Below are 25,994 nucleotides of genomic sequence, written 5' to 3' on the forward strand. Positions count from 1 at the left end.
CGCGCCCGACGAGCCCACTACCAACGACGCGAAGGCAGCATCAGCGCAGCCCACAGACCCGATCTACGGCTGTAGTACTAGCCGTCTTTCCTGTTCCGGCCTACTCGGGCGCTACCGCGTCATTGCTCCAGGAAATTCAGCAGCTCAGCGGTGACGAACTCGGGATTCTCCTCGACGAGCCAGTGGCCGGCGCCCGGTACGTCCGCTGCCCGCACGACATTGGTCAGCCGCCCGGTCGTGCTGGCCCGGACAGGGTCCAGCTGCCCCTGTGCGGTCAGCAGCAGCGTAGGCGTGTCCACGGGGTCGGCCGCCGTGGTGTCCTGCACGTCCTGGTCGAGCGAGCGGTAGAGCTCGAAGCCGGCCGTGAGGGCCTCGGGCCGGCCGTAGGTTCGTGCGTACTCGTCGATCTCGGCCTCGCTGAACGGCGAGCGGTCCGAGGTGCCGCCGAACGCCGCGCCCTCGAACGCGACCTGCGGGTAGAACATCGCGAGGTACTCGCGGACGTCGTCGTCGACCAGCTTCTCCGGAACCTCCGGCTGCGAGTGGAACGCGATGTGCCAGCTCATCGTGCGGTAGGTGGGCGCGTCCAGGGCGGGGCCGGGCAGCGGCAGGTCCAGGTATCCGAGGCCTGCGGTGTCCGCGGGGAACTGGGCGGCGTACTGGTACGCCACCGCAGCGCCCAGGTCGTGCCCGACGACGTGGGCGTCCCGCAGCCCGAGCTGGTCCGCGACGAGGGTGTGCACGTACCGCGCGAGGGTGGCCTTGTCGTACCCGGTGGGGGTGCCGGTGCTGTCACCCAGCCCGGGCAGGTCGACGGCGTAGACGGTGTGCCGTTCGGCGAGCTCCGGCATGATCGACCACCAGCCGAACCATGTCTGGGGCCAGCCGTGGAGCAGGACCACGGGGGAGCCGCTCCCGCCGGTCACGTAGTGCATCCGCACGCCGTCCACCGATGCGAACTCGTGCCGGAACGTCTCCTCGAACTCGGGGTCGTCCCGCGTGGCGGCGGCGTGGGTGGTCCCGGCCGCCGGCGGGGCGTCGGCCTGTCTGCTTTCGGTCGGGCCGCAGGCGGCGAGCCCGGTCACGAGCAGGGTGAGCGCGGTCACCCGGCCTATGCCGGCGGTGGTGCCGGTGACCAGGGTTGTCATGCCGGAAAGAGCAGTGTGCACAGGGGGTCCTCCGAGAGTCGTCGCCCGCAGTGACTTGCGGGCGACGCCCAGCCTGTGACTTCATGTCAACATGAAGTCAATCCCCGCTTCCGGAGAACGGCAGATCTGGACCGTCGGCGACCTCGCCGCGCGGTTCGGCCTGGAGACCCACGTGCTGCGGCACTGGGAGGACATGGGTCTGCTGAGCCCTGCCCGCGACGGAGCGGGCCGCCGCCGGTACGACGCCGACGACGCCTTCCGCGTCGCGACGATCATGCGCAGCAAGGCGGCCGGCATGAGCCTGGAGCAGATCCGGGTGCTGCTCGACGGCGGCGCCTACGACCGGCACGTGATCCTCGAGGCGCACATCGCGGACCTGGAGCGCCGCCTGGCCGAGATGGAGCTGTCCCGCGAGATGACGCGCCATGCTCTCGAGTGCCGCGCCCACGACATCAGTGCGTGCCCGAACTTCCGTTCGCACGTCCAGGACATCGTCGACGGCAAGATCGGTCAGGGTCCGGCCCTGGCGGACGCGCTGCGGCGCGGCCCTCGGCAGCCGTTCTGAGCGCGGGACCCACCGGGTGCGACCCGGCGGGCTCCCCGGCGCTCACCCGGAGATTCGCTCCAGCTCCGTGACGAGGAGGTCGCTCTCCGCGTCCCGTCGCACTGCCGCGCCCAGCACCTCTGCCGCCCGCGCGTAGGCCGGATCCTCCACGACCTTTCGGACGGCGCGCGCGACCGTCGAGGACGGCGCCGTGCGGGGCACGGCGAGGCCCGCGCCCCGCACGGTCACGCGGACGGCGTTGTCAGCCTGGTCACGGCCGTGGTGCAGCACGACGGCAGGGAGACCGGCAGCGAACGCCTTGACCAGGGTGCCGTGCCCGCCGTGGGTGACGACGAGAGCGGCCTGGCGCATCACGTCTCGGTGCGGCGCGGAGGCGACGACGGTCACGTTCGACGGTGCGCGCAGGTCGGCCGGTGAGAGTGCCGGTCCGGTCGTGATCAGCCCGCGGACCGGCAGCGTGCCGAGGGCGTCGGCGATGCGCTGCAGGCACGCGGCCTGGTCCTGGAACGTCGACGAGAGCGCGACGAGGGCCAGGGGGGCGTCGCCGGGCGGCGCGGACCACACGGTGTCGACGGCCCAGGCGGGGTCGTCGAGCACGGGGCCGACGTACCGCGCGTTCGAGGGGAGCTCGGCCGGGAAGTCGAACTCGGGGCTGGTCAGGAGCAGGAGACGCCGTGCCCGGCGCACCTGGTCCCAGGTGTGCTCGACCGGCGCCAGCCCGTGCTCACCGCGCACGGCGTTGAGCCGGGGCAGCACGTACTTGTCGATGAGGCGCGTGCTGGCGCGGTTCATCAGTCCGTCCCGGAGCCTGCCCAGGTGTCCCGCGGCCGGTCGCAGCCCCATGCCCATGGGCGGCATCCCCGGGGCGGGCATGGTGTAGATGTTGGGCAGCAGCACGTCGAACGGGATGCCCTTCGCCTCGGCGGCGACCATCGCGCCCAGTGCGACGAACGACGTGACGACCAGATCGGGCCGCACCCGCTCGACGGTGGCGGCGACGTCGAGCGCCTGGCCCGCCGCGGGGCCGACCAGCATGTGATCGGCCATCCCGCGGGCCTGAGCGAGCGGACCCTTGATCTCCCAGTCCCGGTAGTCCGTGCCTTCCGGGCCTCGGTCGGACCGGTTGGGGGCGGCCCGCCAGGGTGCGAACGTGGCGCCGGTGGCGGCGACCTCCGGGGCCATGGAGTCCTCGCCCAGGACCGTCACGTCGTGTCCCCGCTCGACGAGCCGTCGCGCCGCGCCCAGCTCTGGTGGGACCGTGCCGCCCCCGTCGGTCAGGGCGAAGAGATAGGAGTGTGCCATCGGCCCAGGCTATGGGCATGAGCAGGAGCTGAACGAGCTCTTTCCCAGGAGCGGTCGGGTGTGGCTACGGACCCCCGGGCCGGGCCGGTCAGCGACAACCCCGAGGTCTCCGGCGAGCCCGCTCAGGGGAACCCCTGGCTTGCTCCCTGGAACCGGCCGAGGCCCCTTGGATCGCTGTGCCGGCCGTGAGATAAACCAGGCATGAAGATGCCCAAGCACGTGGTCCCGTCAGCCCTCGTCGCCGTGGCCCTCGTGGCAGGCCCCGTGGCGGCAGCGCCCGGTGCGATGGCCGCAGCCTCCGCCGGCTCGCCGGCCGCCGCGCCGTCGGCCCAGGACACCACTCTCGCCCTGCCCGAGCCGACCGGCCCGTACCCCGTCGGCCTGACACCGCTCCACCTCGTCGACGACGAGCGCGCGGACCCGTGGCGGCCCGAGGAGCAACGCCAGCTCATGGTCTCCGTCTGGTACCCGGCGGTGCCGGGCGGCGAACCCGCGCCGTACACGACGGAGGCCGTCTCCGCCGCGGTCGTCGAGGCCTCGGGAATCCCCGCGGAGCCCGGTCTGCTGGCCACCGTGGAGACGAACTCCTCCGACCGGGCACGCGCACTGCCCGGCAAGCGGCCGCTCGTGGTCCTGTCGCCCGGCGCGAGCATGAGCCGCGAGTCGCTGACGGCGCTCGCCGAGGAGCTCGCGTCGCGTGGCTACGTGGTGGCAGGCGTCGACCACACCTACGAGGCCCGAGGCGTCGAGTTCCCCGACGGCAGGGTCGCCGGGTGCCTGCTCTGCGAGCTGGAGTCGAGCCGGGAGCTCGGCGAGCGGGTCACGCGGGGCCGCGTCCTCGACATCAGCTTCGTGCTCGACGAGCTCACGGACGGCCGGCTCTGGCGGCACGGGCCGAAGATCGACGCGCGCCACATCGCCGTCGCCGGCCACTCGCTCGGCGGCTCGACGGCGGCAGCCGTCATGGTCGACGACCCCCGGGTGGACGCGGGGGTCAACATGGACGGCACGTTCCAGGTGGACTTCCCGGAGTCGGGCGAGGACGACCCGTTCCTCATGCTCGGCAAGGGCAACCACCACCTCGGCGGAGACGAGGGCGACGCCCCGAACTGGGCCGACAACCTCGCCCGGCTCGACGGCCCCAAACTGTGGCTCCAGATGCGCTACGGCAACCACCTGTCGTTCACCGACCAGATGCTGTTCCTGGAGCAGCTCGGCCTGCCGGTCAGCGGCACGGTCGGCGGTGCTCGCGGCGTCGAGATCACGACGGCCTACGTGAGCGCGTTCGTCGACCGCCACCTGCGCGGCCAGGACGCCCCGCTCCTGGACGGCCCGACGGCGGCCTACCCGGAGATGCTGTTCTGGGGCTGAGGCGGCATCCGGCGCCCGTGCCCACCTACGGTCGACACGGCGCTCGCCGCCCCGATGAGGCGAGGTCCGCTTCGAGAATGCGATCTGGCATGGTCCAGAGGCCTGAACCATGCCAGATCGCATTCTCGAAGCGGACCTGCGGCAGCGAACGTCTAGCGGACGCCCGTCGCGGTCGAGCGGACCGACAGCAGCAGGTTCGTCGCCGTCACGTACAGCACGTTCCGCTTGGGCCCGCCGAACGCGAGGTTCGAGCACACCTCGGGCAGCAGCAGCTTGCCGAGCAGGGTGCCGTCCGGGTCGATGCAGTGCAGCCCGTCGCCGGCGGCCGCCCAGATCCGGCCGGCGACGTCGACCCGGACGCCGTCGAACCCGCCGGCGTCGCACGTGGTGAGCACCTCGCCGCCGGACAGGGTCCGGTCGGGTCCCACGGCGAACCGCCGCAGGTGCTTGCGCTCGGTGTCCGTGACGTAGAGGGTCCGCTCGTCCGCGGAGAACGCCAGGCCGTTGGGGCGGCCGAAGTCGTCGGCCACCCGGGTGACCGAACCGTCCGGGTCCCAGCGGTACACGTGGCAGCCGTCGATCTCGGGAACCGCGTGGTGGCCCTCGTAGTCGCTGTCGATGCCGTAGGCCGGGTCCGTGAACCACACGCTGCCGTCGCTGTGCTCGACCAGGTCGTTGGGGCTGTTGAACCGCCGGCCCTGCCAGCGGTCGGCCAGCACGGCGACCGTGCCGTCGGGCTCGGTGCGCGTCACCGACCGGCTGCCGTGCTCGCACTGCAGCATCCGTCCCGCGCGGTCGACGGTGCGGCCGTTGGCGTACCCGCCCGGACTGCGCCAGACGCCGACACCGCCGGTGGCCTCGTCCCAGGCGAGGACCCGGTCGTTCGGGATGTCGCTGAACAGCACGGTGCGCCAGGCGGGGGAGTACGCCGGACCTTCGAGCCAGCTGCCCTCGTCGTAGAGCACCTCGGCGAACGTGTCCCCGCGCACGGGGCCGAACCGCTCGTCCAGCCGCTCCCACTCGGCGCGGATCCTGGTCACTGTCACGTCTGACTCCTTTGTCCGGTTGTGCTCCCGCGGCGCCGGGGCGAGAACATCATCGCCCTCGACGTCCGTCCTGCGTTATCTGCGCAACTAGATGCTTGATTTGCGCAGCAAGGTGGAGCAGACTCGCGTTGTTCGATCACCCACGGCGTCAAGGACGACGCCGTCCCCGGTCCAAGGAAGGACTGTCGTGGATCTCCAACTGTTGCTCGCGCTCCTGCTCGGCATCACCACCATCATCGTCGTGGTGCTGCGCACCCGCCTGGACGCGTTCGTCGCGCTCATCCTCGCCTCCGTCGTCACGGGGGCCGTCGCCGGGCAGCCGCTGCTCGACACCATCACCTCGATCACCACCGGATTCGGCAACACTCTCGCCTCGATCGGCCTGGTCATCGGCCTCGGGGTCGGGATCGGCAAGATCCTCGAGGTCTCCGGCGCCGCCGACAGCCTCGCCCGCGCGTTCCTCCGGGCCTTCGGCAAGGGCCGCGAGGAATGGGCGATGGGCAGCGTCGGTGCGCTCGTGTCCATCCCCGTGTTCTGCGACTCGGGCTACGTCATCATGAACCCGCTCGCCCGTTCCATCGCCCGGGTGAAGCGGGGCGGCTACGTCGCCCTCGCGCTCGCGCTCGGCTGCGGCATGACGCTCACCCACCACATGGTTCCGCCGACGCCGGGGCCGCTCGCCGTCTCGGGCCTGCTCGGCGCCGACCTCGGGCTGGTCATCGTCACCGGTCTGGTGTTCACCGTGATCCTGCTGCCGGTCGTCATCCTGTACGCCCGGTGGGTCGGGCCGCAGCTCGAGGACAAGCTCGTGCCCGCCGTCCGCGAGGCCGTCTACGGCCGCACGGCGGCGCTCGCCGGTGGCCCCGGCGGCGCCGCGGGCTCCGCGGGCGCCGGCGGTTCCGTGCGCCCCGGCGGGGAAGCACCCGATCAGCAGACCGACGACGACCGACCCGAGGGCGACGTCGCCACCTCGTCCGGCGTCGGCGAACCGCCGGCCGGGCAGCCCGCCCACCACGTCGGCGCGTTCCTCGGCTCGCTGCCGCTCCTGGTCCCGCTGCTGCTCATCGTCGCGAACACCGTCACGGCGGCCGTCGACCGCAACCAGCAGGGTGTGCTGAGCGGCGACTACGAGGTGTCGTCGTGGACCGTCCCGTTCGCGTTCATCGGCAACCCCGTGATCGCCCTCGTCATCGGCATCCTGCTCGCGGTCTACGTGCTGCTGCCGCGCTGGACGCCCCGCAACAAGGTGCACACGTGGCTCTCCGAGGCGGCCGCCTCGGCGGGGCTCATCCTGCTCATCACCGGAGCGGGCGGCGGGTTCGGCCTGGTGCTGCGCGACTCGGGCGTCGGCGACGCGCTGGCCGAGGCCATCGCGTCCCTGAGCCTGCCCGCCTTCCTCGTGCCGTTCCTCATCGCCTCGCTGGTGCGCTTCGCCCAGGGGTCGGGCACGGTCGCGATGATCACGGCGGCCTCGGTCACGGCGCCCCTGCTGGAACCGCTCGGCATCGACCCGCTGCTCGCCGCGATGGCCTGCACCGCGGGATCCATGGTGTTCAGCTACTTCAACGACTCCTACTTCTGGGTGGTCACGCGGTTCACGGGCCTCGAGGGCACCGCCGCCCTCAAGGGCTGGTCGGGCATCACCACCGCCGTGTGGCTGGGCTCGATCCCGCTGCTGTTCATCCTGAGCCTGGTCGTGGGCTGACGGATGGCCGACATCCTCGTCGTCGCCGACGACCTGACCGGAGCCAACGCCGCAGCGGCAGGGTTCGCCCGCGCCGGGCGGCGGGCCGTGACGGTCAGCCGGTCCGAGCACTGGGAGGCCGTCGCCGAGTTCCACAGCCGGTTCGACGTGCTCGTCGCGACCACGGACACCCGGCACGCACCCCCGGGCGAGGCGGCCGACGTCGCCGCCCGGGTGGTGCGGGCCGGCTGGCCGGTGCGACTGGTCAGCTCGCGGATCGACACCACCCTGCGCGGCAACGTCGGCCCCGCCACCGAGGCCGTGCTCGCCACGACGCGCGAGCTGTCCGGGCGGCGGGTCGTCGGCCTCTGCCTGCCCGCGCACCCCGCGGCCGGGCGGCACACCGTCGAGGGCAACCAGCTCCTCGACGGCGTGCGGCTGGAGGAGACGGAGCTCGCACGCGACGTCCGCTCACCGGTCCGCTCGTCGTCCGTCGCCGACGCCCTGCGGCGCGGCACCGGCCTGACCACGGCGCTGGTTCCGCTCTCCGTCGTCACCGGCAGCGAGGAGCGGCTCGAGACGGCGGTGCGCGACGCCGCCCGAGCCGACGTCGTCATCGGCGACGCCCTCACCACCGACCACCTGGACCGCGTGGCGCGAGCCGCCGCAGCGGTGGCGGCCACCGACCCCGACCTCCTGTGGGTCGGCGTCGACCCCGGCCCCGGCTCGCTCGCCCTCGCCGGGGCGCTGCTACCCGCCGGCCCGGCCGCCGGGGCTCCGCTGCTCGCCGTCTCCGGCTCCGCCACGGAGCTCACGCGAGCGCAGCTGCAACGCCTGACCGCCGAGCGGAACGTCATCGTCGTACGCCCTGCGGGCGGTCCGGTGCCCGACGTCGACGCCACGGCCCGCCTCCTCGTCGACGCGCTGGAGGGCGCTGGCACCGGGACGACCGTGCTGCTCGCCACGGCGCTCGCCGACCACGACGTCGTGGCGCTCACCCCCGCCGAGTCGGCCGCCCTGGCCGCCGCGCTCGGGCGGATCGCCCGGCGCGCGCTCGAGTCGCGCGCCGTCAACGGGCTGTACACGACCGGTGGAGACATCACCGCGGCGGTGCTCGCTGCCCTCGGCGGCCGCGGGATCGCGGTCGAGGACGAGGTGGTACCGCTGGCCGTGGCCGGCGAGGTGGTCGGCGGCCCGTGGGACGGCCTGCCGATCGCGACCAAGGGTGGGCTCGTCGGCGGCCCCGACGCCGCCGTGCGATGTCTCGACCACCTCGCCCGGGCCGCGGCCCAGCGAGCCCGCTGGGTACGGACCGCAGTCCCGCAGAGCACGATCTGATGAACACGCTAGGAGAGAACGCCATGACACGACCCGTCCTCGCCCTCACCGTCGGTGACCCCGTCGGCATCGGCCCGGAGATCACGCTCGCCACGCTGGCGCAGCACGCCGGTGACCCCGAGCACCACGGCATCGCCGTCGGCGACCTCGGCGCGCTCGAACGGGCGCGGACCGCGCTCGCGCTCGACGTCGAGCTGCGGGCCGTGAGCTCGTGGGACACCGAGCCGGCGGGAGCCGGCGTCGTCGACGTGTTCGACGTCGGCGTGCTCGGCGGCGACCTGCCCGCCTGGGGCGAGGTCGACGCGCGGGCCGGCCGGGCCGCCGTCGTCGCCATCGAGACCGCCACCCAGGCGGCGCTCGACGGCGCGGTCGCCGGCGTGGTCACCGGACCCATCAACAAGGAGGCCATCTGGGCGGCCGGCAGCGAGCACCTCGGGCACACCGAGATGCTGGGCGCGCTCACCGGCGTCACCGAGCAGGACACCATGTTCGTGGTCCGCAACACCCACCAGCCCGGGCACCACCTGCGGATCTTCTTCGCCACGCGGCACCTGTCGCTCCGCAAGGCGCTCGACAAGATCACGCGCGAGACCCAGCTCGGCTCCATCCGGCGGGCCGCGCAGGCACTGGAGATCTTCGGCGTCCCCTCGCCGCGGCTCGCCGTGGCGGCGATCAACCCGCACGGCGGGGAGAACGGCGCCTTCGGCGACGAGGAGATCGTCCACCTCGCGCCCGCCGTGGCGGACGCGCGGGGACTGGGGCTGGACGTGGCCGGACCCATCCCCGCCGACTCCGTGTTCCACCACGGGCTCACCGGCCGGTACGACGGCGTGCTGTCGCAGTACCACGACCAGGGCCACATCGCGGCCAAGACGTTCGACTTCGACGGGACCATCTCCGTCACGGTCGGGCTGCCGATCCTGCGCACCTCCGTGGACCACGGCACCGCCTTCGACATCGCGGGCAAGGGCGTCGCCGACGCCGGGACCATGCGGTCCGCCTACCTCGCGGCGGTCGAGTACGCGCCGTTCGTCGACGGCATCCGAGCCGCCTACCGGCCGGGCACCGCGTGAGCGCAACCGCGGGCGGCGGTCCGACGCCGGGACCGGGGTCCGGCTCGGGGCCGGGCTCGGGCTCGGGGGCGGGGTCGGAGTCGCTGCGGCGCAGCACCAGGGCGCGCCACGACGAGCTGTTGTCGCTCATCCGCGGCGGCACCACCCGGGTCGAGGACCTGGCGGAGGCACTCGCGATCTCCGGGTCGACGGTGCGCCGCGACCTCGCCCGGCTGGGCGCCGAGGGGCTCGTCACGCGGACCTACGGCGGAGCCACCCCCGAGACGAGCTTCCACGAGCGGGCCCTCGCCGAGCGGATGCGGGTGCAGATGCCGGCCAAGGTCGCGATCGGTCGCCGCGCCGCGGAGCTCGTGCCCGACGAGGGGACGATCTTCGTGGACGCCGGGTCCACGACGGGGCAGCTCGCCGAGCACCTCCGCGGCCGGTCCGGGCTGACCGTGCTGACGCGCGGGCTCGAGGTCGCCCTGCTCCTGGCGGGCTCGCCGGGCCTCGACGTGGTCGTGATCGGCGGCAGCGTGACGACCAAGAGCCACGGCCTGGTGGGTCCGTTGACCACGGCAGCCCTCGAACGGTTCATGGTCGACGTCGCCTTTCTCGGCGTCGACGCGCTGGACCCCGCGGACGGCGTCGGGGAGGCCACCGCCCTGGAGGCCCAGGTCAAGGAGGTCGCCGCCCGGCGTGCCCGCCGCACCGTCGTGCTGGCGGACTCCACCAAGCTCGACCGGGGTGCCGTGCCCGCGTGGGCGCCGCTTCCCGCGGGCTGGACCCTGGTCACGGACGAGCAGGACGACGAGGTGCTGGAGCGCTACCGGGACGCGGCGGTGGTGGTGGAGACGGTCGAGGCGCCGCAGGGCCAGCGCGTCGACGGCTCGGTGGATGCGGTGCCGCCGCGAGGGATCGGCGGGTGAAAAGTGGTTGTCACTCTTGTGATGTCATAAAGACGTATTTATCGTGATGATGTCTGGACCATCCTGTGAGACGCGGGACCGGCGCACCGTCGCGCCGGGAACGAACTGCCTGCACCACCGATCTCGGGAGACGCACATGTCGACACGTCGCACCGTCCTGTCATCCATCGCTGTGACCGCACTCGTCGCCGGCCTCGGGCTCACGGCCCTGTCCGCGCCCGCCCAGGCGGTGAACGGGAACGCCCAGTGCCAGAACCTCGAGGACCCGGCTACCTCCGGGTGGACGAGCTACGCAGAGCTCGGCCGGCGCCTCGGCCAGATCGAGGCCACGAGCCAGGGGCGCGTGGACGTCGACGTCTTCGGCCAGAGCCGCTCCGGACGCGACCTCTACGCGGCACGGGTCGGCACCGGCGAGCAGGTCCTGCTCGTCACCAGCCAGATCCACGGCAACGAGAAGGTCGGCACGGAGTCGTTGCTGTCCCTGCTGAAGACGCTCGGCACCAGCGGTTCCCCCGAGGCCCAGGCGATCCTCGAGGGGGTCACACTGGTCGCCGTCCCGATGTTCAACCCGGACGGCGGTGAGCTCAACCAGCGCCAGAACACGTTCACCTGGGACGACGTGCAGGACACCTACCCAGCGCTCGAGGGCACCGAGGCGCCCTACTACTACAGCGAGAACGCCGGTGGTTTCGACATCAACCGGGACTTCAGCGCCGACCTCGACGCCGAGCCCAGCCCGGGTACGTTCCCGACGGACGAGACCGAGCCGGGAATGTTCCTCACGAACGAGTCCCGCGCCCTGCGTGACCTGTACACCGACCTGCGCGACGAGTTCGGCCAGGTGGACGGCTTCGTCGACCTGCACCACATGGGCCCGTGCAACCAGGAGAACGAGACCGGCCAGTACGTCACGGTCTCGCTCGACTACCCGCCGCTCGGCTCCGAGGTCGACGGCAACCCGCGCTACGACGACTGGCCTCTGCTCGACCAGGACGGCTCCCGCAGTCTGGCCCTGGCCGCGGCGAACGCGATGCGTGAGCACGCGGGCGGCGGCAACGCGGAGACCTCGCCGTTCTTCGGCGGCGTGGTGCGGTACACCCACCCGCTCGTGGCCGACGGGTACACCTGGGACAGGGACTACGCGGGGCAGGCGCGCTCGGCGTTCGCACTGAACGGGTCGAAGTCGGTGCTGTTCGAGGTCCGCGGCCAGTCCGACGACTGGGGCCAGAAGCAGCAGGGCATGCTCACCGCGGTGGTCCTGTCCGGGATCACGGGTATCGCCGAGAGCCTGGCCGACGGCTCGGTCGAGGACCTGGACGGGGACGACTTCTTCGACCTGCCCAAGTACTGGTGACCTCGGGTCGTCGCGCGAGCCGTTGAGCGGCGACCTCCTGACCACCATGCGGCTGCCGCCGGACCGACGACGTTCTGGTGGCAGCCGCATGGTTCCTCGCCGGCTGCTGGCCGCCGCCGGGCTCGACCGGGTCGTCGTCAGTCGGCGGCGAGGACCTCGGCGACCGTCGTCACCTCGACCAGCGGCGCGTACAGCCGCATGACGGCCAGCGCCCGCTCGTGGTCCTCCGGCGTCGACCCGGCGCAGGCGTCCGCGACGACGAGGACCCGGCGGCCCGCGTCGGCAGCGGCCAGCGCCGTCGAGATGACGCAGCAGTCGGTCGCCACGCCCGTCAGCACCAGCTCGCCGGCCCCGCGGGTGGCGGCGTCCAGCTCCGGTCCCCACTTGCCGAACGTGGTGCGGGTGACCACGGGCGCGCCGGAGGCGGCGACGTCGCCGAGGTCGGTGATCTCGTAGAGCGGGTCGGTCTCGGGCACGAGCGCGAAGGGCCACCGGTCGAAGTAGGCGCGCCAGGCGCCGTCGGGCACCGCGGGGGCGACGTACCGCGTGAGGACGGTGCGGCCGGCGAAGGCGGGCAGCAGACGCCGCGTCCCGGCGAGAGCCACCGGGTAGCCGGGGGAGGCCCAGGGGCTGGGCGGGCGGGCGAAGACGTCCTGCATGTCGATCACGACCAGGGCGGCGTCCGGCCCGGGCGGCACCACCGCGGAGGCCGGCCCGGTCACCGCTCCTCCTGGCGGCGCACGGCGCGGGAGCTCAGCAGGAGCGTGCCGGCGAAGCCGATGGCCAGGGCGACGAGCACGCCGAGGTTGGCGAAGCCCCAGCTGCCTTCGATCCCGCCGAGCGGACCCAGCAGGTAGCCCTGCCAGGCCAGCCACGGCGCGTAGGTGTTGGTCACCAGACCCCAGCCGACGGCGGTGCCCGCCAGCACCAGGAGCACGGCGGGCCAGTGCACGGACCCGTAGCGGCCGGAGACGGTGTACAGGTCGGTGTCGGTGTAGTCGCGGCGGCGCAGCAGGATGTCGGCGAGCAGCACTCCGCACCAGGCCGCCACGGGTACGCCGAGGGTGATCAGGAAGCCCTGGAAGGGGCCGATGAACGAGTCGGCGACGAACACGACGTAGACCGCGCCGACGATCATGAGCGCGCCGTCGATGGCGGCGGCCACCCAGCGCGGCGCGGGCAGCCCGAGGGACAGCAGGGCGAGGCCGGAGGAGTAGATGTCGAGCGCCGCACCGCCGACCAGCCCGGCGAGGGCCACCACGACGAACGGGATGAGGAACCACGTGGGCAGCAGCGTGGACAGGGCGCCGATGGGGTCCGCGCCGATCGCCTCGTTCAGATCGGGGTCGGAGCCGGCGAGCAGCAGGCCGAAGACGAGCAGGACCACGGGTGCCAGGGACGCACCGAGGGTGGTCCAGCCGACGATGCGGGGTCCGGAGGCGGAGCGGGGCAGGTAGCGCGAGTAGTCGGCGGCCATGTTGACCCAGCCCAGGCCGAACCCGGTCATCATGAAGACGAGCCCGCCGATCACCTGCGGCGCGCCGCCGGCGGGGATCGCGGCGACCGCCGCCCAGTCCACGTGGTCGGCGACGAGCACGATGTACACGACGGTGAGCACCGCCGTGAGCACCGTGATGATCACCTGCAGCCGCATCACCAGGTCGAACCCGAAGACGCCCGCCGCCACCACGACCGCCGCCACCACCACGAGGGCCACGACCTTGGTGACGGTTCCGCCGCCCCAGCCGAGCGTGCCGAGCACCGTCGACGTCGCGAGCGTGGCCAGCGCTACCAGCACGGTCTCCCAGCCGACGGTGAGGATCCACGACAGGAGGGAGGGCAGCGTGTTGCCACGCACCCCGAACGCCGCGCGCGACAGCACCATGGTGGGGGCCGACCCGCGCTTGCCGGCCAGCGAGATGAACCCGCAGAACAGGAACGACACCACGATGCCGATCGCCCCGACCACGGTCGCCTGCCAGAACGAGACACCGAACCCGAGCAGGTAGGAGCCGTAGCCGAGTCCCAGTACCGACACGTTGGCCCCGAACCACGGCCAGAAGAGGCTGCGTGGCGACCCGCGCCGCTCGGACTCGTCGATGGTGTTCAGGGCGTTGCTCTCGACCGCCGTGGGGACGCTCATGGCGGTGATCATGCCACTCGGCCCCGGAACGCACGAGGGCCCGCACCGTGTGGTGCGGGCCCTCGTGGACGTGTCGGCCGAGCTGCGCGCCCGGCCGAGCCGTGCGTCAGCCGACGCGGATGAAGACCGGGTTGTCCTGCCAGATCTGCGACTCGTGCACCGTCTGGCCGGGGACCGGCGCCTCGATCTGCATGTCGCCGCCCGCGTAGATGGCGATGTGGCCGGGGCTCCAGATGAGGTCGCCCGGCTGTGCCTCGGCGGCCGAGACCTCGGTGCCCGCGTAGCGCTGCGCGGACGAGGAGTGCGGCAGCGTGACGCCGATCTGGGCGTAGACGTACGCCGTGAAGCCGGAGCAGTCGAACCCCGCGGGCGTCGAACCGGCCCAGACGTACGGCACGCCGATGTACTGGCGGGCGATCGAGACGATGTCGTTGGCGGCGGCCGGGACGGCCTCCTCGACGACTTCCTCGACCGGCTCGGGGGCCGGCTCCTCGACGGGCTCGGCGGCCTCGACCGCCTCCTCGACGACCGGCTCGGGCTCGGGCTCGGGTACGGGCTCCGGCTCGGGGGCCGGGGTCACCTTGATGGTCCCGGTCTCCAGGGCGAACTTGCTGTCCGCCGCGACCTGGACGGCCGGTGCGGTGGCTGCGGCCGACACGGTCACGGCCTCGGCGGCCCCGGCCTGCAGCGTCTCGGTCTGTGCGGCCGCGGTCGTCAGGGTGTCCTGCTCGGCCGTGGACGTGCCGTGGTCGGCCACCGGTGCGGCGTCGGCGGGGACGCTCAGGAGGGTGACGACCAGGCCGGATCCGGCTGCGACGACCGCGCCACGACGGGCGACGGTGGAGATGCCCCGCGCGGCGGCGCGGGAGATCGGGGTCAGCGGAGTGATGGGTCTGCGGGCAGCACGATGGCGCCCGGGCATGCGAGAGGTCACGATCGGTTCTCCGGACGCCTGCGAGGTGAGCTGTCGGATTCGGATCGGAGAATGACCCGGCCGCGTGCTGCTGGTGCGGCTTCACCCCAAGGGCACCGGGTGGTGCCCGCCTACCTGGTTCCCCCGTCCCTGTCATTCGGTCGGTACAGCCTCGAGGCGGTGACAGGGCTCGGCGTCCGCCTCGAGTGCTCGTGGCGTTCCACGAACCGGGCGACGTTAACCCCAGGCGACCCGAAAGTCACAATCGCATCACGGTCGACGAGTGGACGAATGTCCTACTTGACCCGGTTAGCCAACGTGCGATAAGTCACTTCGCACGCTGGCCGATGCCATCTCACCTGGGGTTACGCCGTGACCCTTGTCTACTGCGGCCGGACGTTGTGGTTGTGGGCAAACAGGTTCTTCGGGTCGTACTGCCGCTTGATCGCCGCCAGCCGCGCGTACGTGGGCGCGGGATAGACCGCCGCCACGTCGTCCTCGCTGGTCGAGAGCAGAAAGTTGGCGTACGCGCCGCTGAGGTGCGGGGCCAGCTTGTCCCACATCGCGGCCAGTCCGGGGCGTGCGGCCTCGACGACCGGCGCCGGACCGCCGGCGATCGTGGCGACCAGCAGCTCCGCCTGTCGGTGCGCGTACGCGGTGGCGTCGTCGGCGACCCGGGAGACCGCACCGCCCAGGCTCCGGACGGCGATCGACGGCGAGCCGGGCGACGTGCCGACCTCGGCGAGGACCTGCAGCACGTCCGGCACCGACGCCCGGTTCACGAACCCGTCGTGGGCGAGCAGCTGGATGCCGGGCGGCAGCGCGGCGCCCTCCACGAGCACGTCCGCGTAGGCGACCAGCGCGACGTCGTCCTCGAGGACCGTGCCGAGCCGGCGGATCGGGTCGAGCACGCGGGCCGCGAGCTCCGGGTCGTCCCCGTCGACCACGACGTGGATCTCGACCGGGGCCTCGTGACCGCCGGCGAACGGGTTGGCCAGGTTCGCGACGGAGGTGAGCTCCTCCGGTGCCGTGCGGGCGTGCTCGGCCCAGCCCTGGAGCACCCCGACGGCCTCGGCGGCCGGGAACGTGATCTTGCCGGAGAAGACCTCCGTGGTCGGGTGCGCCACGAACTCGAAGGCGGTCACGATCCCGAGGTTGCCGCCGCCACCGCGGATCGCCCAGAACAGCTCGGGGTTCTCCTTGTCGCCGGCGCGCACCACGGACCCGTCGGCAGTGACCACCTCTGCGCCGACCACGTTGTCCATCGCCAGGCCGTACTTGCGGACCTTCCACCCGATGCCGCCGCTGAGCGTCAGCCCGCCGACGCCGACGCTCCTGGTGTCGCCCGAGGAGATCGCCAGGCCGTGCGGGGCCAGGGCGGTGGCGACCTGGCCCCACGTCGCGCCGCCGCCGATCCGGACGAGGTGCCGGTCGGCGTCGACGAGCTCGACCTCCGCGAGCTCGCCGAGGTCGATCACGACACCGCCGTCGTTGGTGCCGAGCCCGGGGAAGCTGTGTCCCCCGCCCCGCACGGAGAGTGCGAGGCCCGAGCCGGCCGCGAACCCGACGGCCGCCCGTACGTCTGCGACGGTCCGGGGGCGCAGCACGTAGGCAGGGCTGCCGGCGGCCAGCTTGGTGCGGCCGGCCGCCTCGTACCCGGCGCCGCCAGGTTCGATGATGTCGCCGCCGAAGTCGCGGCGGAGGGTCTCGAGAGCTGAGGTCATGATGATTCCTTCACGGGAGTCACGGGGAGTGGTGACGTGCGGTGTGCCGCACGAAGGCTCGACTCCCGAGCCTCGAGCCGTGTGACCGGACCCCGATGTGACCTGGGTCACAGAGGGCCCGCCCCGCCTACGCAGGCCGCCCAGGGGCGGAACGGGCGACGCCGCTGACGACGTCGCGGATCGGGACCAGGTCCCGCTCGCCGAGCGCGCCGCCGGCGACAGCCAGGACCACGTCGCCCGCCTCCGGGGTGTGCAGCCGGACCACCCGGGCACCGTCGATCGTCGCGGCACGGCCGGGCTCCGCAGGTGACCCGGCCCGCCGCGGGTTAGAACTGAGGGGACGGCGAGCGCTGTCGGCCACGGCGGCGAGGGGAGAACAGCATGGCGACGGGGAGCAGGTTCGAGGGCAGGACGGCGATCGTCACGGGCGGCGGCAGCGGCATCGGTGCCGAGATCTCGCGGCAGCTCGCCGCGGAGGGCGCCTCCGTGGTGGTCACCGACATCAAGCTCGACAGCGCGCAGCAGGTGGTCGACGAGATCACGGCCGCGGGTGGCACGGCGGTGCCGTTGGAGCAGAACACGGCACGGGCAGACGACTCACGCGCCGCGGTGGACCTCGCGGTCGAGCGGTACGGGGCGCTGCACCTCGCCGTGAACAACGCGGGCATCGGCGCGCCGCCCGCCAAGATCGGCGACTACGACATCGAGGCGTGGGACCGGGTCCGCGCGGTCGACCTGGACGGCGTCTTCTACGGCCTGCGCTATCAGCTCCCGGCCATGGTGGCGGCAGGCGGCGGCGCCGTCGTGAACATGGCCTCCGTGCTCGGCTCGGTGGGCATCGCGGAGAACGCGGCCTACGTGACCAGCAAGCACGCGCTGGTCGGGCTGACCAAGGTGGCCGCGCTCGAGTACACCGAGCAGGGCGTGCGGACCAACGCCGTGGGTCCGGGCTTCATCGACACCCCGCTCGTGCGGTCGTCGCTGAGCGAGGAGGCGCTGGCCGCGCTCGAGAGCGAGCACGCGACCAAGCGGCTCGGGACCGACAAGGAGGTCGCCGCGCTGACGCTCTTCCTCCTCAGCGACGAGGCGTCCTTCATCTCCGGCAGCTACCACCTGGTCGACGGCGGCTACTCGGCGCACTGAGCACGCACGCTCCTCCGCGAGGTGAGTGTGCCTCCGCCAAAGGTCGGAGGTGAAGTGCGTGCTCGCGGGCGATGTGGCTCGGCGGGCATCCCGACAGGCTGGGGTCGTCCGGAAGAAAGGCTCCGGACCAGCCCGAACACCTGCCGAGCGCGAGGAGCGCCACGATGTCCCCGTTCCTGGACCACACCCCTGCCGAGCGCCCCGAGCGCCGGCCGAGCCACCTGAGGCAGCACGGCCGACGAGGCCTCGCGGCGCTCGCGACGCTGGGCATGCTCGCCGTGACCCTCGCGGCGGGGGCCCCGAGCGCCGCCGCGGCGCCGAGCACCGCGTCGGCCGCGGCCGCCGTCGAGCCGACGCCGCCCCCGCCGATCTCCGCCCCTGCCGGTGAGCACACCCTCGAGCAGGCCGACGTCGACGCCTGGCTGGACGGTCTGCTGCCCGCCGCGCTGGAGAGCGCGGGCATCGCGGGCGGCGTCGTCACGGTGGTCGACGACGGCAAGGTGGTCACCACGCGCGGCTACGGCCACGCGGACACCGGCACGGCGGGCAACGAGGCCGTCCCGATCGACGCGGAGAACACGCTGTTCCGGCCGGGCTCCGTGTCGAAGCTGTTCACCGCCACCGCCGCGATGCAGCTCGTCGAGAGCGGCGACGTCGACCTGGACACCGACATCAGCGAATATCTCGACATCGAGGTGCCCCGCACGTTCGACGAGCCCATCACGCTCCGGCACCTGCTCACCCACACCGCGGGCTTCGAGGAGCGCATCGCGGGCCTGATCGGCTCGGGCGACATCTCGCCGGTGCTCCGCGACGTGCTCGCCACCGACCCGCCGGAGCAGGTCTACGAGCCGGGTACCGTGCCCGGTTACTCCAACTACGGCAACGCGCTGGTCGGCTACATCGTCGAGCACGTCAGCGGCGTGCCGTTCGAGGAGTACGTCGAGCGCAACATCTTCGAGCCCGCCGGGATGACGTCGTCGACGTTCGCCCAGCCGCTGCCGGACGAGCTGAGCGACCGGATCTCCCAGGGCTACGACACGGCGGGTGGGGCCCCCGGGCCGTTCGAGATCGTCGGCACGGCGCCCGCCGGCTCGCTCACCTCGTCGGCACCCGACATGGCGCGCTTCATGCTGGCCCAGCTCGGTGAGCCCGGCGCGGGCACGCTGCTGGAGCCCGAGACGCTCGACCTCATGCACGCCCCGGCGCTCGACGAGAGCTCCCTGGGCGACCTCGCGGCGGCGCCGCGGATGGCGCTCGGGTTCTTCGACGAGAGCCGCAACGGACGCCGGATCCTCGGCCACGGCGGCGACACCAACTACTTCCACTCGCACCTGCAGATCTACCCCGAGGAGCGCACGGGCATCTTCGTCTCCCTCAACAGCACCGGGAACACCGGCTACGCGACGCTCGCGCTGCGTGAGTCCGTCCTGCAGGGCTTCACCGACCGCTACTTCCCGGCGGGCTCCGCGCCGGCGCCCAGCACCGTCGACCAGGCGACCACCACGCAGCACGCCGCTGCCGCCGAGGGCTCCTACGTCTCCTCCCGCGGTATGCAGAGCACGTTCCTCGCGGCCCTCGACGCCTTCAGCGCCACGCAGGTCACCGCCCGCGAGGACGGCCGCCTGCTGTTCACGCCGGGCCCCGGCAGCGCGGCCCCCGCCCTGTACGAGGAGGTGGAGCCCTGGGTGTGGCGCGAGGTCGACGGCCAGCGCACCCTCGCGATGCGCGTCGCCGACGGCGAGGTCGAGGCGATCGGCTTCGAGGGCGCCTTCGCCCTCCTGCCCGCCCAGCCCGAGCGGGCGCAGGCCGTGGTGCTCCCCGTGCTCGGGGCGTCCGCGCTGATCCTGCTCGTCGCCGCGATCGCGTGGCCCGTCGGAGCGATCGTCCGCCGGGTGCGGCACCGGTCCCTCCCCGCGGGTACGGGACGCGTGACCAGGATCCTCGCGAACGTCGGCGTGGTCTCCGCCGTGCTGGCGCTCGCCGGCTGGACGATCACCGTCATGACGGTGATGAGCCTCGAGGACGTCTCCGAGTTCTCGCTGCGGCAGCTCCAGGTGGTCCAGGGTCTCGGTGTGCTGGCGATCGTCCCCGCGGTGCTGCAGCTCGTCGGCGCCGTGCGGCACCGGCACGGCTGGCGCCGGGTGCTCGGCCTGGCGCTCGTGGTGCTCGCCCTGGTGGGCGTCGCCTGGTTCTCCTTCGAGTTCCGTCTGCTCGCGCCGTCGGTATCGTACTGACGATGCCCACGACGGACGGCCCCACGGTGCCGCACGACCTGCCCATCGCGCCACGCACGAGCCGGCTCGACACGCTGCTCGCCCGGCTGGGCGTGACCACCCCGCTGGCGCAGGACGTGGTCTTCGCGGGCGTCGTGACCCTCGTGACGGCCGGCCTGGTAGCCGTGCTGTTCCTCGAGGTGCTCCCCGTCATGGACATGTCCACGGGAGTCGCGCAGACTGCCGCGCTGGTCAGCGGCTCGTGCCTCCAGGCGATGGTGCTCGCCCTGCGCAGGGTGCGGCCGCTCCTCTGTCTCGGACTGGTCGTGGCCTGCCAGGTGGTCGTCATCGCCGGGACGCCGCCCAACCTGTCGATCGGCGGCATACCCCAGTTCATCATCGCCTTCACCATCGGCACGCTGATGCCGCCCCGCCGCGCCCTGCTGGTCACGGGCGCGGCGGTCCCGGTCGGCGTGCTGGCCGCTGTCGTGCGCAGCCTGGTCGCCGGCGACGACGTGCTGGTCGCGGCCGGGTACCACCTGATGGAGGGCGCGCTTGTCTACCTGTCCGGTGCGCTGGTCGGCGGCGCGGTGGCGACGCGCCGTCGCTACGTCGAGCTGGTCCGGCTCCGGGCGGTCGAGCTGATCCGGGCGCAGGAGGCGACCACGGAGGCCGCCATCGTCGCGGAACGGTCCCGGATGGCCAGGGAGCTGCACGACGTCGCGGCGCACCACCTGTCCGGCCTGGTCGTGCAGGCGGCGGCCGTCGAGCGGCAGATCGACAGCGACCCGGTCGCCGCCAAGAAGGGCACCGCGTGGATCCGGGGCCAGGGCAAGGAGACGCTCGACAGCCTCCGCCTGATCGTCGGCGTGCTCAGGGAGCCACAGGGCTCGGTGGGGAACGAGGACGCGCACGACGCCCCGCCGCCGGGCCTCGGCGCGCTCGACGGGCTGGTCCGGACGGCGCAGGCCCTCGGCACCACCGTCGAGCTGGTCCGTGAGGGCACGCCGCGCGACCTCGCGCCGATCGCGGACGCCGCGTTCTACCGGGTGGCCCAGGAGTCGCTCTCCAACGCCCGCCAGCACGCCCCCGGCGCCGCGGTGCGGATCGCCGTGCGTTTCGCGGACCGAGCGGTCTCGCTGGACGTGGTCAACGAGCCCGTCGCCGGCGGCACCTCGACCAACTCGGCGCGGCGGGGCATGGGGCTGGTCGGCATGGGGGAGCGGGCGCACCTGGTCGGCGCGACCCTCGCCACCGGTGCCACGCCGTCCGGCGGATGGCGGGTCCTGCTGACCATGCCGCTCCACCACGAACCCGCGAGTACGGTGTCGCAGGGTTCCGCGGGCACGTCAGCGCTCACCGAAGGGGGACAGGGATGATCAGGGTCATGCTCGTCGACGACCAGGCGGTGGTCCGGGCGGGCTTCCGGTTCCTCCTGGAGCAGGCCGACGACATCGAGGTGGTCGCGGAGGCGTCGAACGGTCCGGCCGCGGTCGAGCTCGCCCGCCGGCACGGCCCCGACGTCGTCTGCATGGACGTGCGCATGCCGGGTGGCGACGGGCTGGCCGCGACGCGTGAGATCGTGGCGGGCGGTCCGGGCGGTCCGGGCGGTCCGGGCGGTCCGGGTGGTCCGGGTGGTCCGGGTGGTCCGGGCGCGCAGGGCTCGACGCCCGCCGTGCTGGTCGTGACCACGTTCGACCTCGACGAGTACGTGTTCGGCGCGCTGGAGGCCGGGGCCGGCGGGTTCATCCTCAAGGACTGTGAGCCCGAGGAGCTGATCGACGCCGTGCGGCGACTCGCCGACGGGCACGGCCTCATCGACCAGGCGGTGACGCACCGGGTGATCACAGAGTTCGCCCGCCGCAAGGCGCCGCCGGCCCCGGCCGTCGACGCCGCGGCTCAGCTCACGGCGCGCGAGGCCGAGATCGTGCGACAGCTCGCCCGCGGGCTGTCGAACGCGGAGATCGCGAAGGAGCTCGTCGTCGAGACGAGCACCGTGAAGTCCCACCTCGGCCGCGCGATGGCCAAGGTGGGTACGCGCGACCGGCTGCAGACGGTGGTGTGGGCCTACCAGAACGGTCTGGCGCCGCGCTGAGGGCACTCACGGGCTTGGTGCGCGTGGTCGGCAAAAGGTCAGGTGATCGGCAACCCGGGTTGCCGATCACCTGACCTTTTGCCGACCACCCGAATCTGCCTCGCAGCCGGCGAACGGGGCCGGGTCGAAGCTGCCGAACAGCTCGCGGTACTCCGCGGCCCGGCCCGGCCACAGCAGCGTGAGCCGCCCCGAACGCTCGTCCAGGTACCAGCTGCGGCACCCGCCGCGCAGCCACACCGTGCCGGCGGCCCGCCGGTCGATCTCTCGCGTGTACGCGGCCTCCGCCGCCGCGGACACCTCCAACGGCCCGCCGGTACGGTCCAGGTGGTCGAGCGCGCCGAGCACGTAGTCGATCTGTGCCTCGATCACCTCGATCGCCGAGTGGTGCCCGAGCCCCGCGTTCGGGCCGTCCAGCACGAACAGGTTCGGGAACCCGTGCACCACCGTCGAGGCGTGGCTGGTCATGCCGTCGGACCAGTGCTCGGCCAGTGTCCGGCCGTCGCGCCCCGTCACCAGGTGCGCGAACGGTGGCCGCGTCGTCTCGAACCCCGTGGCCAGCACCAGCACGTCCACCTCGTACCGGACGCCGGACGCCGCCACGAGCACCGAGCCCTCGACCGAGACCGGCCCGCTCGGCTCCAGCGTGACGTGCGGCCGCTGCAGGGTGGGGTACCAGTCGTCGCTGAACAGCGCGCGCTTGCAGCCCACCGCGTAGTCCGGCGTGAGCACCGCGCGCAGCGCCGGGTCGGGCACCTGGGCCCGCAGGTGCGCCAGCGCCCGCTCCCGCAGCTCCGCCTCCGCCGCGCTGCCGGCCAGGCGTGCGGCGAACAGCCGGTCCGCCTCGTCCGCGAGCGCGGCCCGGTCCGGCCGGGGCTCCCCGGGAGCGTACGCCCGGTCCTCGCGCGGCAGCACCCAGGGCGGCGTGCGCTGCAGCACGACGACGGACGCGGCCGTGCGCGCCAGCTCGGGCACGAGCTGGACGGCGCTGGCGCCCGTACCGATCACACCGACCCGCAGCCCGGCGGGCAGGGCCCGGTCCCACCGGGCGGAGTGGAACACGCGTCCCGGGAACGTGCCGAGCCCCGGCAGGGCGGGGACCCGCGGCTCCCCGAGCCGGCCGACCGCCGTGACCAGCGTCCGGGCGGTCAGCGGGCCGCGAGACGTCGTGAGGTGCCACGCCGCCTCGTCGTCGCGCCAGCGCGCGCCCGTGAGCGTGGTGCCCAGGCGCAGGTGCGGGGCAAGTCCCTCCGTGCGCGCGACGTCCCGCACGTACTGGTGGATCTCCGCGCCCGGTGCGAACACGCGCGACCACGCAGGCTGGGGCAGGAAGGAGTAGGAGTACAGAGCGCTCGGGATGTCGCACGCGACCCCGGGATACACGTTGTCGCGCCAGGTGCCGCCGACGTCGTCGGCGCGCTCCAGGAGCGTGAACCCGGTGCGGCCGGCGCGCCGGAGCCGCACCCCGAGGCCGACGCCGGCGAGCCCCGCGCCCACGACGGCGACGTCCGTGTCCGTCGCCGCGCCCGTCACCCGGTGCGTACCCGTCACCCCACCCGCTCGTACGTGGTCGTGCGCTGGCGCACCGGCCGGCCCAGCTCGGCGGCGAGCCTGGTCACGTCGGCGACGGTCAGCTCCCGGCCCTGCTCGGGTCCGGCGCCGGGGTCGAGCTCGCCGTCGAGCAGCACGCCGCCCAGGTCGTCGGCGCCACCGGCGAGCACGAGCTGCGCGCCGCGCATGCCGAGCTTGGTCCATGCCGCCTGCACGTGGTCGATCCGCCCGGCGAGCATTAGGCGTGCCACGGCATGCAGGGCACGGCTCTCGCGCAGGGTGGCGACGCGGGCACCGGGGACGGGGACCGGCGACTCCGTGGGCAGCCACGGCATGGGGATGAGCTCGGTGAACCCGCCGGTCGCGTCCTGGACCTGTGCCAGGGTGCGCAGGTGCCGCACCTGGTCGCGCGCGGACTCCACGTGCCCGTACACGATCGTCGCGGTGGACCGCAGGCCGGCTCTGTGGGCGGCGGTGACGAGCTCGACCCAGCGTTCGGCCGGGATGTCCGTTCCGCCTGTCAGCAGTGCTCTGACCTGGTCGTCCAGGATGCGGGCGCCCGTGCCCGGCACCGTGTCGACACCCGCCTCGCGCAGCGCCGTCAACCAGTCGGCCAGGGACAGGCCGGCGCGGGCGGCGCCGTCGGCGAGCTCGGCCGGCCGGAAGGCGTGCAGGTGCAGGCCGGGCCCGCCCCGCTTGATCGCCCGCGCCAGGTCGAGGTAGCCCTCGGCCCCGGACGCGGCGGGCGGCGCGCCCTGCGCGCACACCTCGGTGGCGCCCAGCGCGACGGCCTCGGCGGCCAGCTCGGCGACCCGCTCCGGCGGGAGGCCCAGCGAGGCGTCGATGTTGCGGTTCACCGCGTAGGTGACGGCGTCGCCGACCCGTTCGCGGCGCACCTGGTCGGCGAGGGCCGTGAGCTCGTCGAGGTCGGCACCGTCGGCGCCGAGCAGCTCCACCCACCCGTCGTCGTCGACCCCGGCGGGATCGCTCTGGACCCTCTCGATCACCCGCCCCAGCCGACCCACCCGACCCACCCGACCCACCCCGCCCACATCGTTGAGTGCTGGATGTTCGCCCGTTTCTGGGCTCGAGACGGGCGAAGATCCAGCACTCAACGGAGCTGGGACGAGGGCCAGGCCGTCGGCGTCCGCCAGGGGCAGGACCCGGCTCAGCAGGCGGTCGTCCAGCCAGTCCGCGCCGTCCCGGGCCTCGCGCAGGTAGTGCGGGTGCGCGGTGAGGCGCTCACGCAGCGCGTACCCGCCCTCGGCGGTCAGGCGCGCCAGCTCCTCGATCTGCGGCCAGGGTCGCTCGGGGTTCACGTGGTCGGGGGTGAGCGGGCTGACGCCGCCCCAGTCGTCGATGCCGGCACGCACCAGGAGCTGGAGCTCGGCCGCGTCGGTCAGGTTGGGCGGCGCCTGCACGCGCATCCCCGGGCCGAGCAGCACCTTCGTGACGGCGACGGCGGCGGCGTACTCCTGGGTCTCCAGGTCCGCCGTGCCCCGCATGGCTGTGGACGGCTTGGCCCGGAAGTTCTGCACGATCACCTCCTGCACGTGGCCGTGCCGGGCGTGCGCGTCGCGCAGGGCCAGTACCGAGTCCACGCGCTCGGCGTAGGTCTCGCCGATGCCGAGCAGGATGCCGGTGGTGAACGGGATGCGGGAGCGGCCGGCATCCTCGATGACCCGTAGCCGCAGGGCCGGGTCCTTGTCGGGGGAGCCGTAGTGCGCCTGCCCCTTCTCCGTCCACAGCCGGGAGGACGTGGTCTCCAGCATCATGCCCATCGAGGGGCCGACCGGCTTGAGCCGCTGCAGCTCCGCCCAGGACATGACGCCGGGGTTGAGGTGGGGGAGCAGCCCGGTCTCGTCGAGGATCAGGCGGGCCATGTGGCCCACGTAGTCGAGGGTCGAGGCATAACCGTGGTCGTCGAGCCACTGCCGGGCCACGGGCCAGCGGTTCTCCGGCCGGTCGCCGAGCGTGAGCAGCGCCTCCTTGCAGCCCAGCTCCGCGCCCTGGCGAGCGACCTCCAGGACGGCTTCGGTCTCCATGTACGGCGAGATGCCCGCGCGGGCGAGGCTCCCGGGGGACTGGACGAAGATGCAGTAGTGGCAGCGGTCCTGGCACAGGTGCGTCAGCGGGACGAACACCTTGCGGGAGTACGTGATGACCCCTGGCCGCCCGGCGTCCGCCAGACCGGCGTCGCGCATCGCGCCGGCAACCGCGAGGAGCCGGTCCAGGTCCGCGCCGCGGGCGTGCAGCAGCACCTCGGCGTCCGCACGGTCGGGCACGCTGCCGCCGGCGTCCTCCAGCCGGTCGAGGGCCGCTTCCAGGACCGGGCGGTCCGGCGCGGGCGGCTGGTCGGCGCCGCCGGAAGGCGTGCGCAGGGTGAGAGGAACAGTCATGGGCCCACCTCGAGTGCGGTAACC

Annotated in this window: 21 protein-coding genes and 1 riboswitch; of the genes, 11 read left to right on the top strand and 10 right to left on the bottom strand. The window is 73.3% G+C overall.

The features are described from left to right. Window positions 1–119 precede the first annotated feature (119 nt). Window positions 120–1,148, bottom strand: coding sequence for an alpha/beta fold hydrolase (locus tag ACYVK7_RS21465; protein ID WP_460889752.1), 1,029 nt, complete (start codon window positions 1,146–1,148; stop codon window positions 120–122). Window positions 1,149–1,239: 91 nt separating this feature from the next. On the opposite strand from ACYVK7_RS21465, the gene ACYVK7_RS21470 reads away from it, so the two are divergent. Beyond that, window positions 1,240–1,713: a MerR family transcriptional regulator gene (locus ACYVK7_RS21470; RefSeq protein WP_460889753.1), complete on the top strand. Its 474-nt coding sequence runs from the start codon at window positions 1,240–1,242 to the stop codon at window positions 1,711–1,713. A 42-nt stretch (window positions 1,714–1,755) separates the two neighbouring features. Here ACYVK7_RS21470 and ACYVK7_RS21475 read toward each other — a convergent pair whose 3' ends face one another. Next, window positions 1,756–3,015 carry a glycosyltransferase gene (locus ACYVK7_RS21475; RefSeq protein WP_460889754.1) on the bottom strand — a complete coding sequence of 420 codons (1,260 nt, stop codon included), beginning with the start codon at window positions 3,013–3,015 and terminating at the stop codon, window positions 1,756–1,758. 201 nt (window positions 3,016–3,216) lie between these two features. Here ACYVK7_RS21475 and ACYVK7_RS21480 point away from each other — a divergent pair, with 201 nt between their 5' ends. Beyond that, window positions 3,217–4,386, top strand: coding sequence for an alpha/beta hydrolase family protein (locus ACYVK7_RS21480; RefSeq protein WP_460889755.1), 1,170 nt, complete (start codon window positions 3,217–3,219; stop codon window positions 4,384–4,386). A 152-nt stretch (window positions 4,387–4,538) separates the two neighbouring features. Here ACYVK7_RS21480 and ACYVK7_RS21485 read toward each other — a convergent pair whose 3' ends face one another. Next, a complete protein-coding gene (locus ACYVK7_RS21485) occupies window positions 4,539–5,432 on the bottom strand; it encodes an SMP-30/gluconolactonase/LRE family protein (RefSeq protein WP_460889756.1) in 894 nt (297 codons plus the stop codon). Between the two features lie 187 nt (window positions 5,433–5,619). Here ACYVK7_RS21485 and ACYVK7_RS21490 point away from each other — a divergent pair, with 187 nt between their 5' ends. From ACYVK7_RS21490 to ACYVK7_RS21510, 5 genes are all read left to right on the top strand, one after another. Further along, on the top strand, window positions 5,620–7,137 hold the full coding sequence (locus ACYVK7_RS21490) for a GntP family permease (protein ID WP_460889757.1): 1,518 nt from the start codon (window positions 5,620–5,622) through the stop codon (window positions 7,135–7,137). Window positions 7,138–7,140: 3 nt separating this feature from the next. After that, entirely contained in the window at window positions 7,141–8,454 is a 1,314-nt protein-coding gene (locus tag ACYVK7_RS21495) for a four-carbon acid sugar kinase family protein (protein WP_460889758.1), read from the top strand. A 23-nt stretch (window positions 8,455–8,477) separates the two neighbouring features. After that, a complete protein-coding gene (gene pdxA, locus ACYVK7_RS21500; RefSeq protein ID WP_460889759.1) occupies window positions 8,478–9,527 on the top strand; it encodes a 4-hydroxythreonine-4-phosphate dehydrogenase PdxA in 1,050 nt (349 codons plus the stop codon). After that, a complete protein-coding gene (locus ACYVK7_RS21505; protein ID WP_460889760.1) occupies window positions 9,524–10,435 on the top strand; it encodes a DeoR/GlpR family DNA-binding transcription regulator in 912 nt (303 codons plus the stop codon). Before pdxA ends, ACYVK7_RS21505 begins: the two co-directional genes overlap by 4 nt. A 136-nt stretch (window positions 10,436–10,571) precedes the next feature. After that, on the top strand, window positions 10,572–11,789 hold the full coding sequence (locus ACYVK7_RS21510) for a M14 family zinc carboxypeptidase (RefSeq protein WP_460889761.1): 1,218 nt from the start codon (window positions 10,572–10,574) through the stop codon (window positions 11,787–11,789). Between the two features lie 137 nt (window positions 11,790–11,926). Here ACYVK7_RS21510 and ACYVK7_RS21515 read toward each other — a convergent pair whose 3' ends face one another. The 5 genes from ACYVK7_RS21515 to ACYVK7_RS21535 all read right to left on the bottom strand — a co-directional run bounded on the left by ACYVK7_RS21515 (window position 11,927) and on the right by ACYVK7_RS21535 (window position 16,834). Beyond that, window positions 11,927–12,511: a cysteine hydrolase family protein gene (locus ACYVK7_RS21515; protein ID WP_460889762.1), complete on the bottom strand. Its 585-nt coding sequence runs from the start codon at window positions 12,509–12,511 to the stop codon at window positions 11,927–11,929. After that, entirely contained in the window at window positions 12,508–13,932 is a 1,425-nt protein-coding gene (locus ACYVK7_RS21520; protein WP_460889763.1) for a purine-cytosine permease family protein, read from the bottom strand. Before ACYVK7_RS21520 ends, ACYVK7_RS21515 begins: the two co-directional genes overlap by 4 nt. Before the next feature lie 106 nt (window positions 13,933–14,038). After that, the gene (locus ACYVK7_RS21525; protein ID WP_460889764.1) at window positions 14,039–14,866 is read right to left on the bottom strand and encodes a C40 family peptidase; all 828 of its coding nucleotides are present in this window, start codon (window positions 14,864–14,866) and stop codon (window positions 14,039–14,041) included. Between the two features lies 1 nt (window position 14,867). Beyond that, window positions 14,868–15,022, bottom strand: a riboswitch (cyclic di-AMP (ydaO/yuaA leader). Between the two features lie 206 nt (window positions 15,023–15,228). Then, complete coding sequence (locus tag ACYVK7_RS21530) at window positions 15,229–16,569, bottom strand: FAD-binding oxidoreductase (RefSeq protein ID WP_460889765.1); 1,341 nt, start codon at window positions 16,567–16,569, stop codon at window positions 15,229–15,231. Between the two features lie 127 nt (window positions 16,570–16,696). Next, entirely contained in the window at window positions 16,697–16,834 is a 138-nt protein-coding gene (locus ACYVK7_RS21535) for a hypothetical protein (RefSeq protein WP_460889766.1), read from the bottom strand. A gap of 116 nt (window positions 16,835–16,950) precedes the next feature. Between ACYVK7_RS21535 and ACYVK7_RS21540 the strand changes: the two genes are divergently transcribed. The 4 genes from ACYVK7_RS21540 to ACYVK7_RS21555 all read left to right on the top strand — a co-directional run bounded on the left by ACYVK7_RS21540 (window position 16,951) and on the right by ACYVK7_RS21555 (window position 22,023). Next, window positions 16,951–17,712, top strand: coding sequence for an SDR family NAD(P)-dependent oxidoreductase (locus ACYVK7_RS21540; RefSeq protein WP_460889767.1), 762 nt, complete (start codon window positions 16,951–16,953; stop codon window positions 17,710–17,712). A 164-nt stretch (window positions 17,713–17,876) separates the two neighbouring features. After that, complete coding sequence (locus ACYVK7_RS21545) at window positions 17,877–19,949, top strand: serine hydrolase domain-containing protein (RefSeq protein ID WP_460889768.1); 2,073 nt, start codon at window positions 17,877–17,879, stop codon at window positions 19,947–19,949. Between the two features lie 2 nt (window positions 19,950–19,951). After that, a complete protein-coding gene (locus ACYVK7_RS21550; protein ID WP_460889769.1) occupies window positions 19,952–21,307 on the top strand; it encodes a sensor histidine kinase in 1,356 nt (451 codons plus the stop codon). Then, complete coding sequence (locus ACYVK7_RS21555) at window positions 21,304–22,023, top strand: response regulator (RefSeq protein ID WP_460889770.1); 720 nt, start codon at window positions 21,304–21,306, stop codon at window positions 22,021–22,023. The genes ACYVK7_RS21550 and ACYVK7_RS21555 overlap by 4 nt, the downstream gene beginning before the upstream one ends. 66 nt (window positions 22,024–22,089) lie before the next feature. Here the strand turns inward: ACYVK7_RS21555 and ACYVK7_RS21560 are convergent, their stop codons facing one another. Both ACYVK7_RS21560 and cofG read right to left on the bottom strand, forming a co-directional pair. Next, window positions 22,090–23,571 (bottom strand): flavin-containing monooxygenase, encoded by a 1,482-nt coding sequence (locus ACYVK7_RS21560; protein ID WP_460889771.1) that lies wholly within the window; start codon window positions 23,569–23,571, stop codon window positions 22,090–22,092. Beyond that, window positions 23,568–25,970 (bottom strand): 7,8-didemethyl-8-hydroxy-5-deazariboflavin synthase CofG, encoded by a 2,403-nt coding sequence (cofG, locus tag ACYVK7_RS21565; RefSeq protein WP_460889772.1) that lies wholly within the window; start codon window positions 25,968–25,970, stop codon window positions 23,568–23,570. The genes ACYVK7_RS21560 and cofG overlap by 4 nt, the downstream gene beginning before the upstream one ends. Between the last annotated feature and the right edge of the window lie 24 nt (window positions 25,971–25,994).

The organism is Promicromonospora xylanilytica, assembly GCF_054782895.1.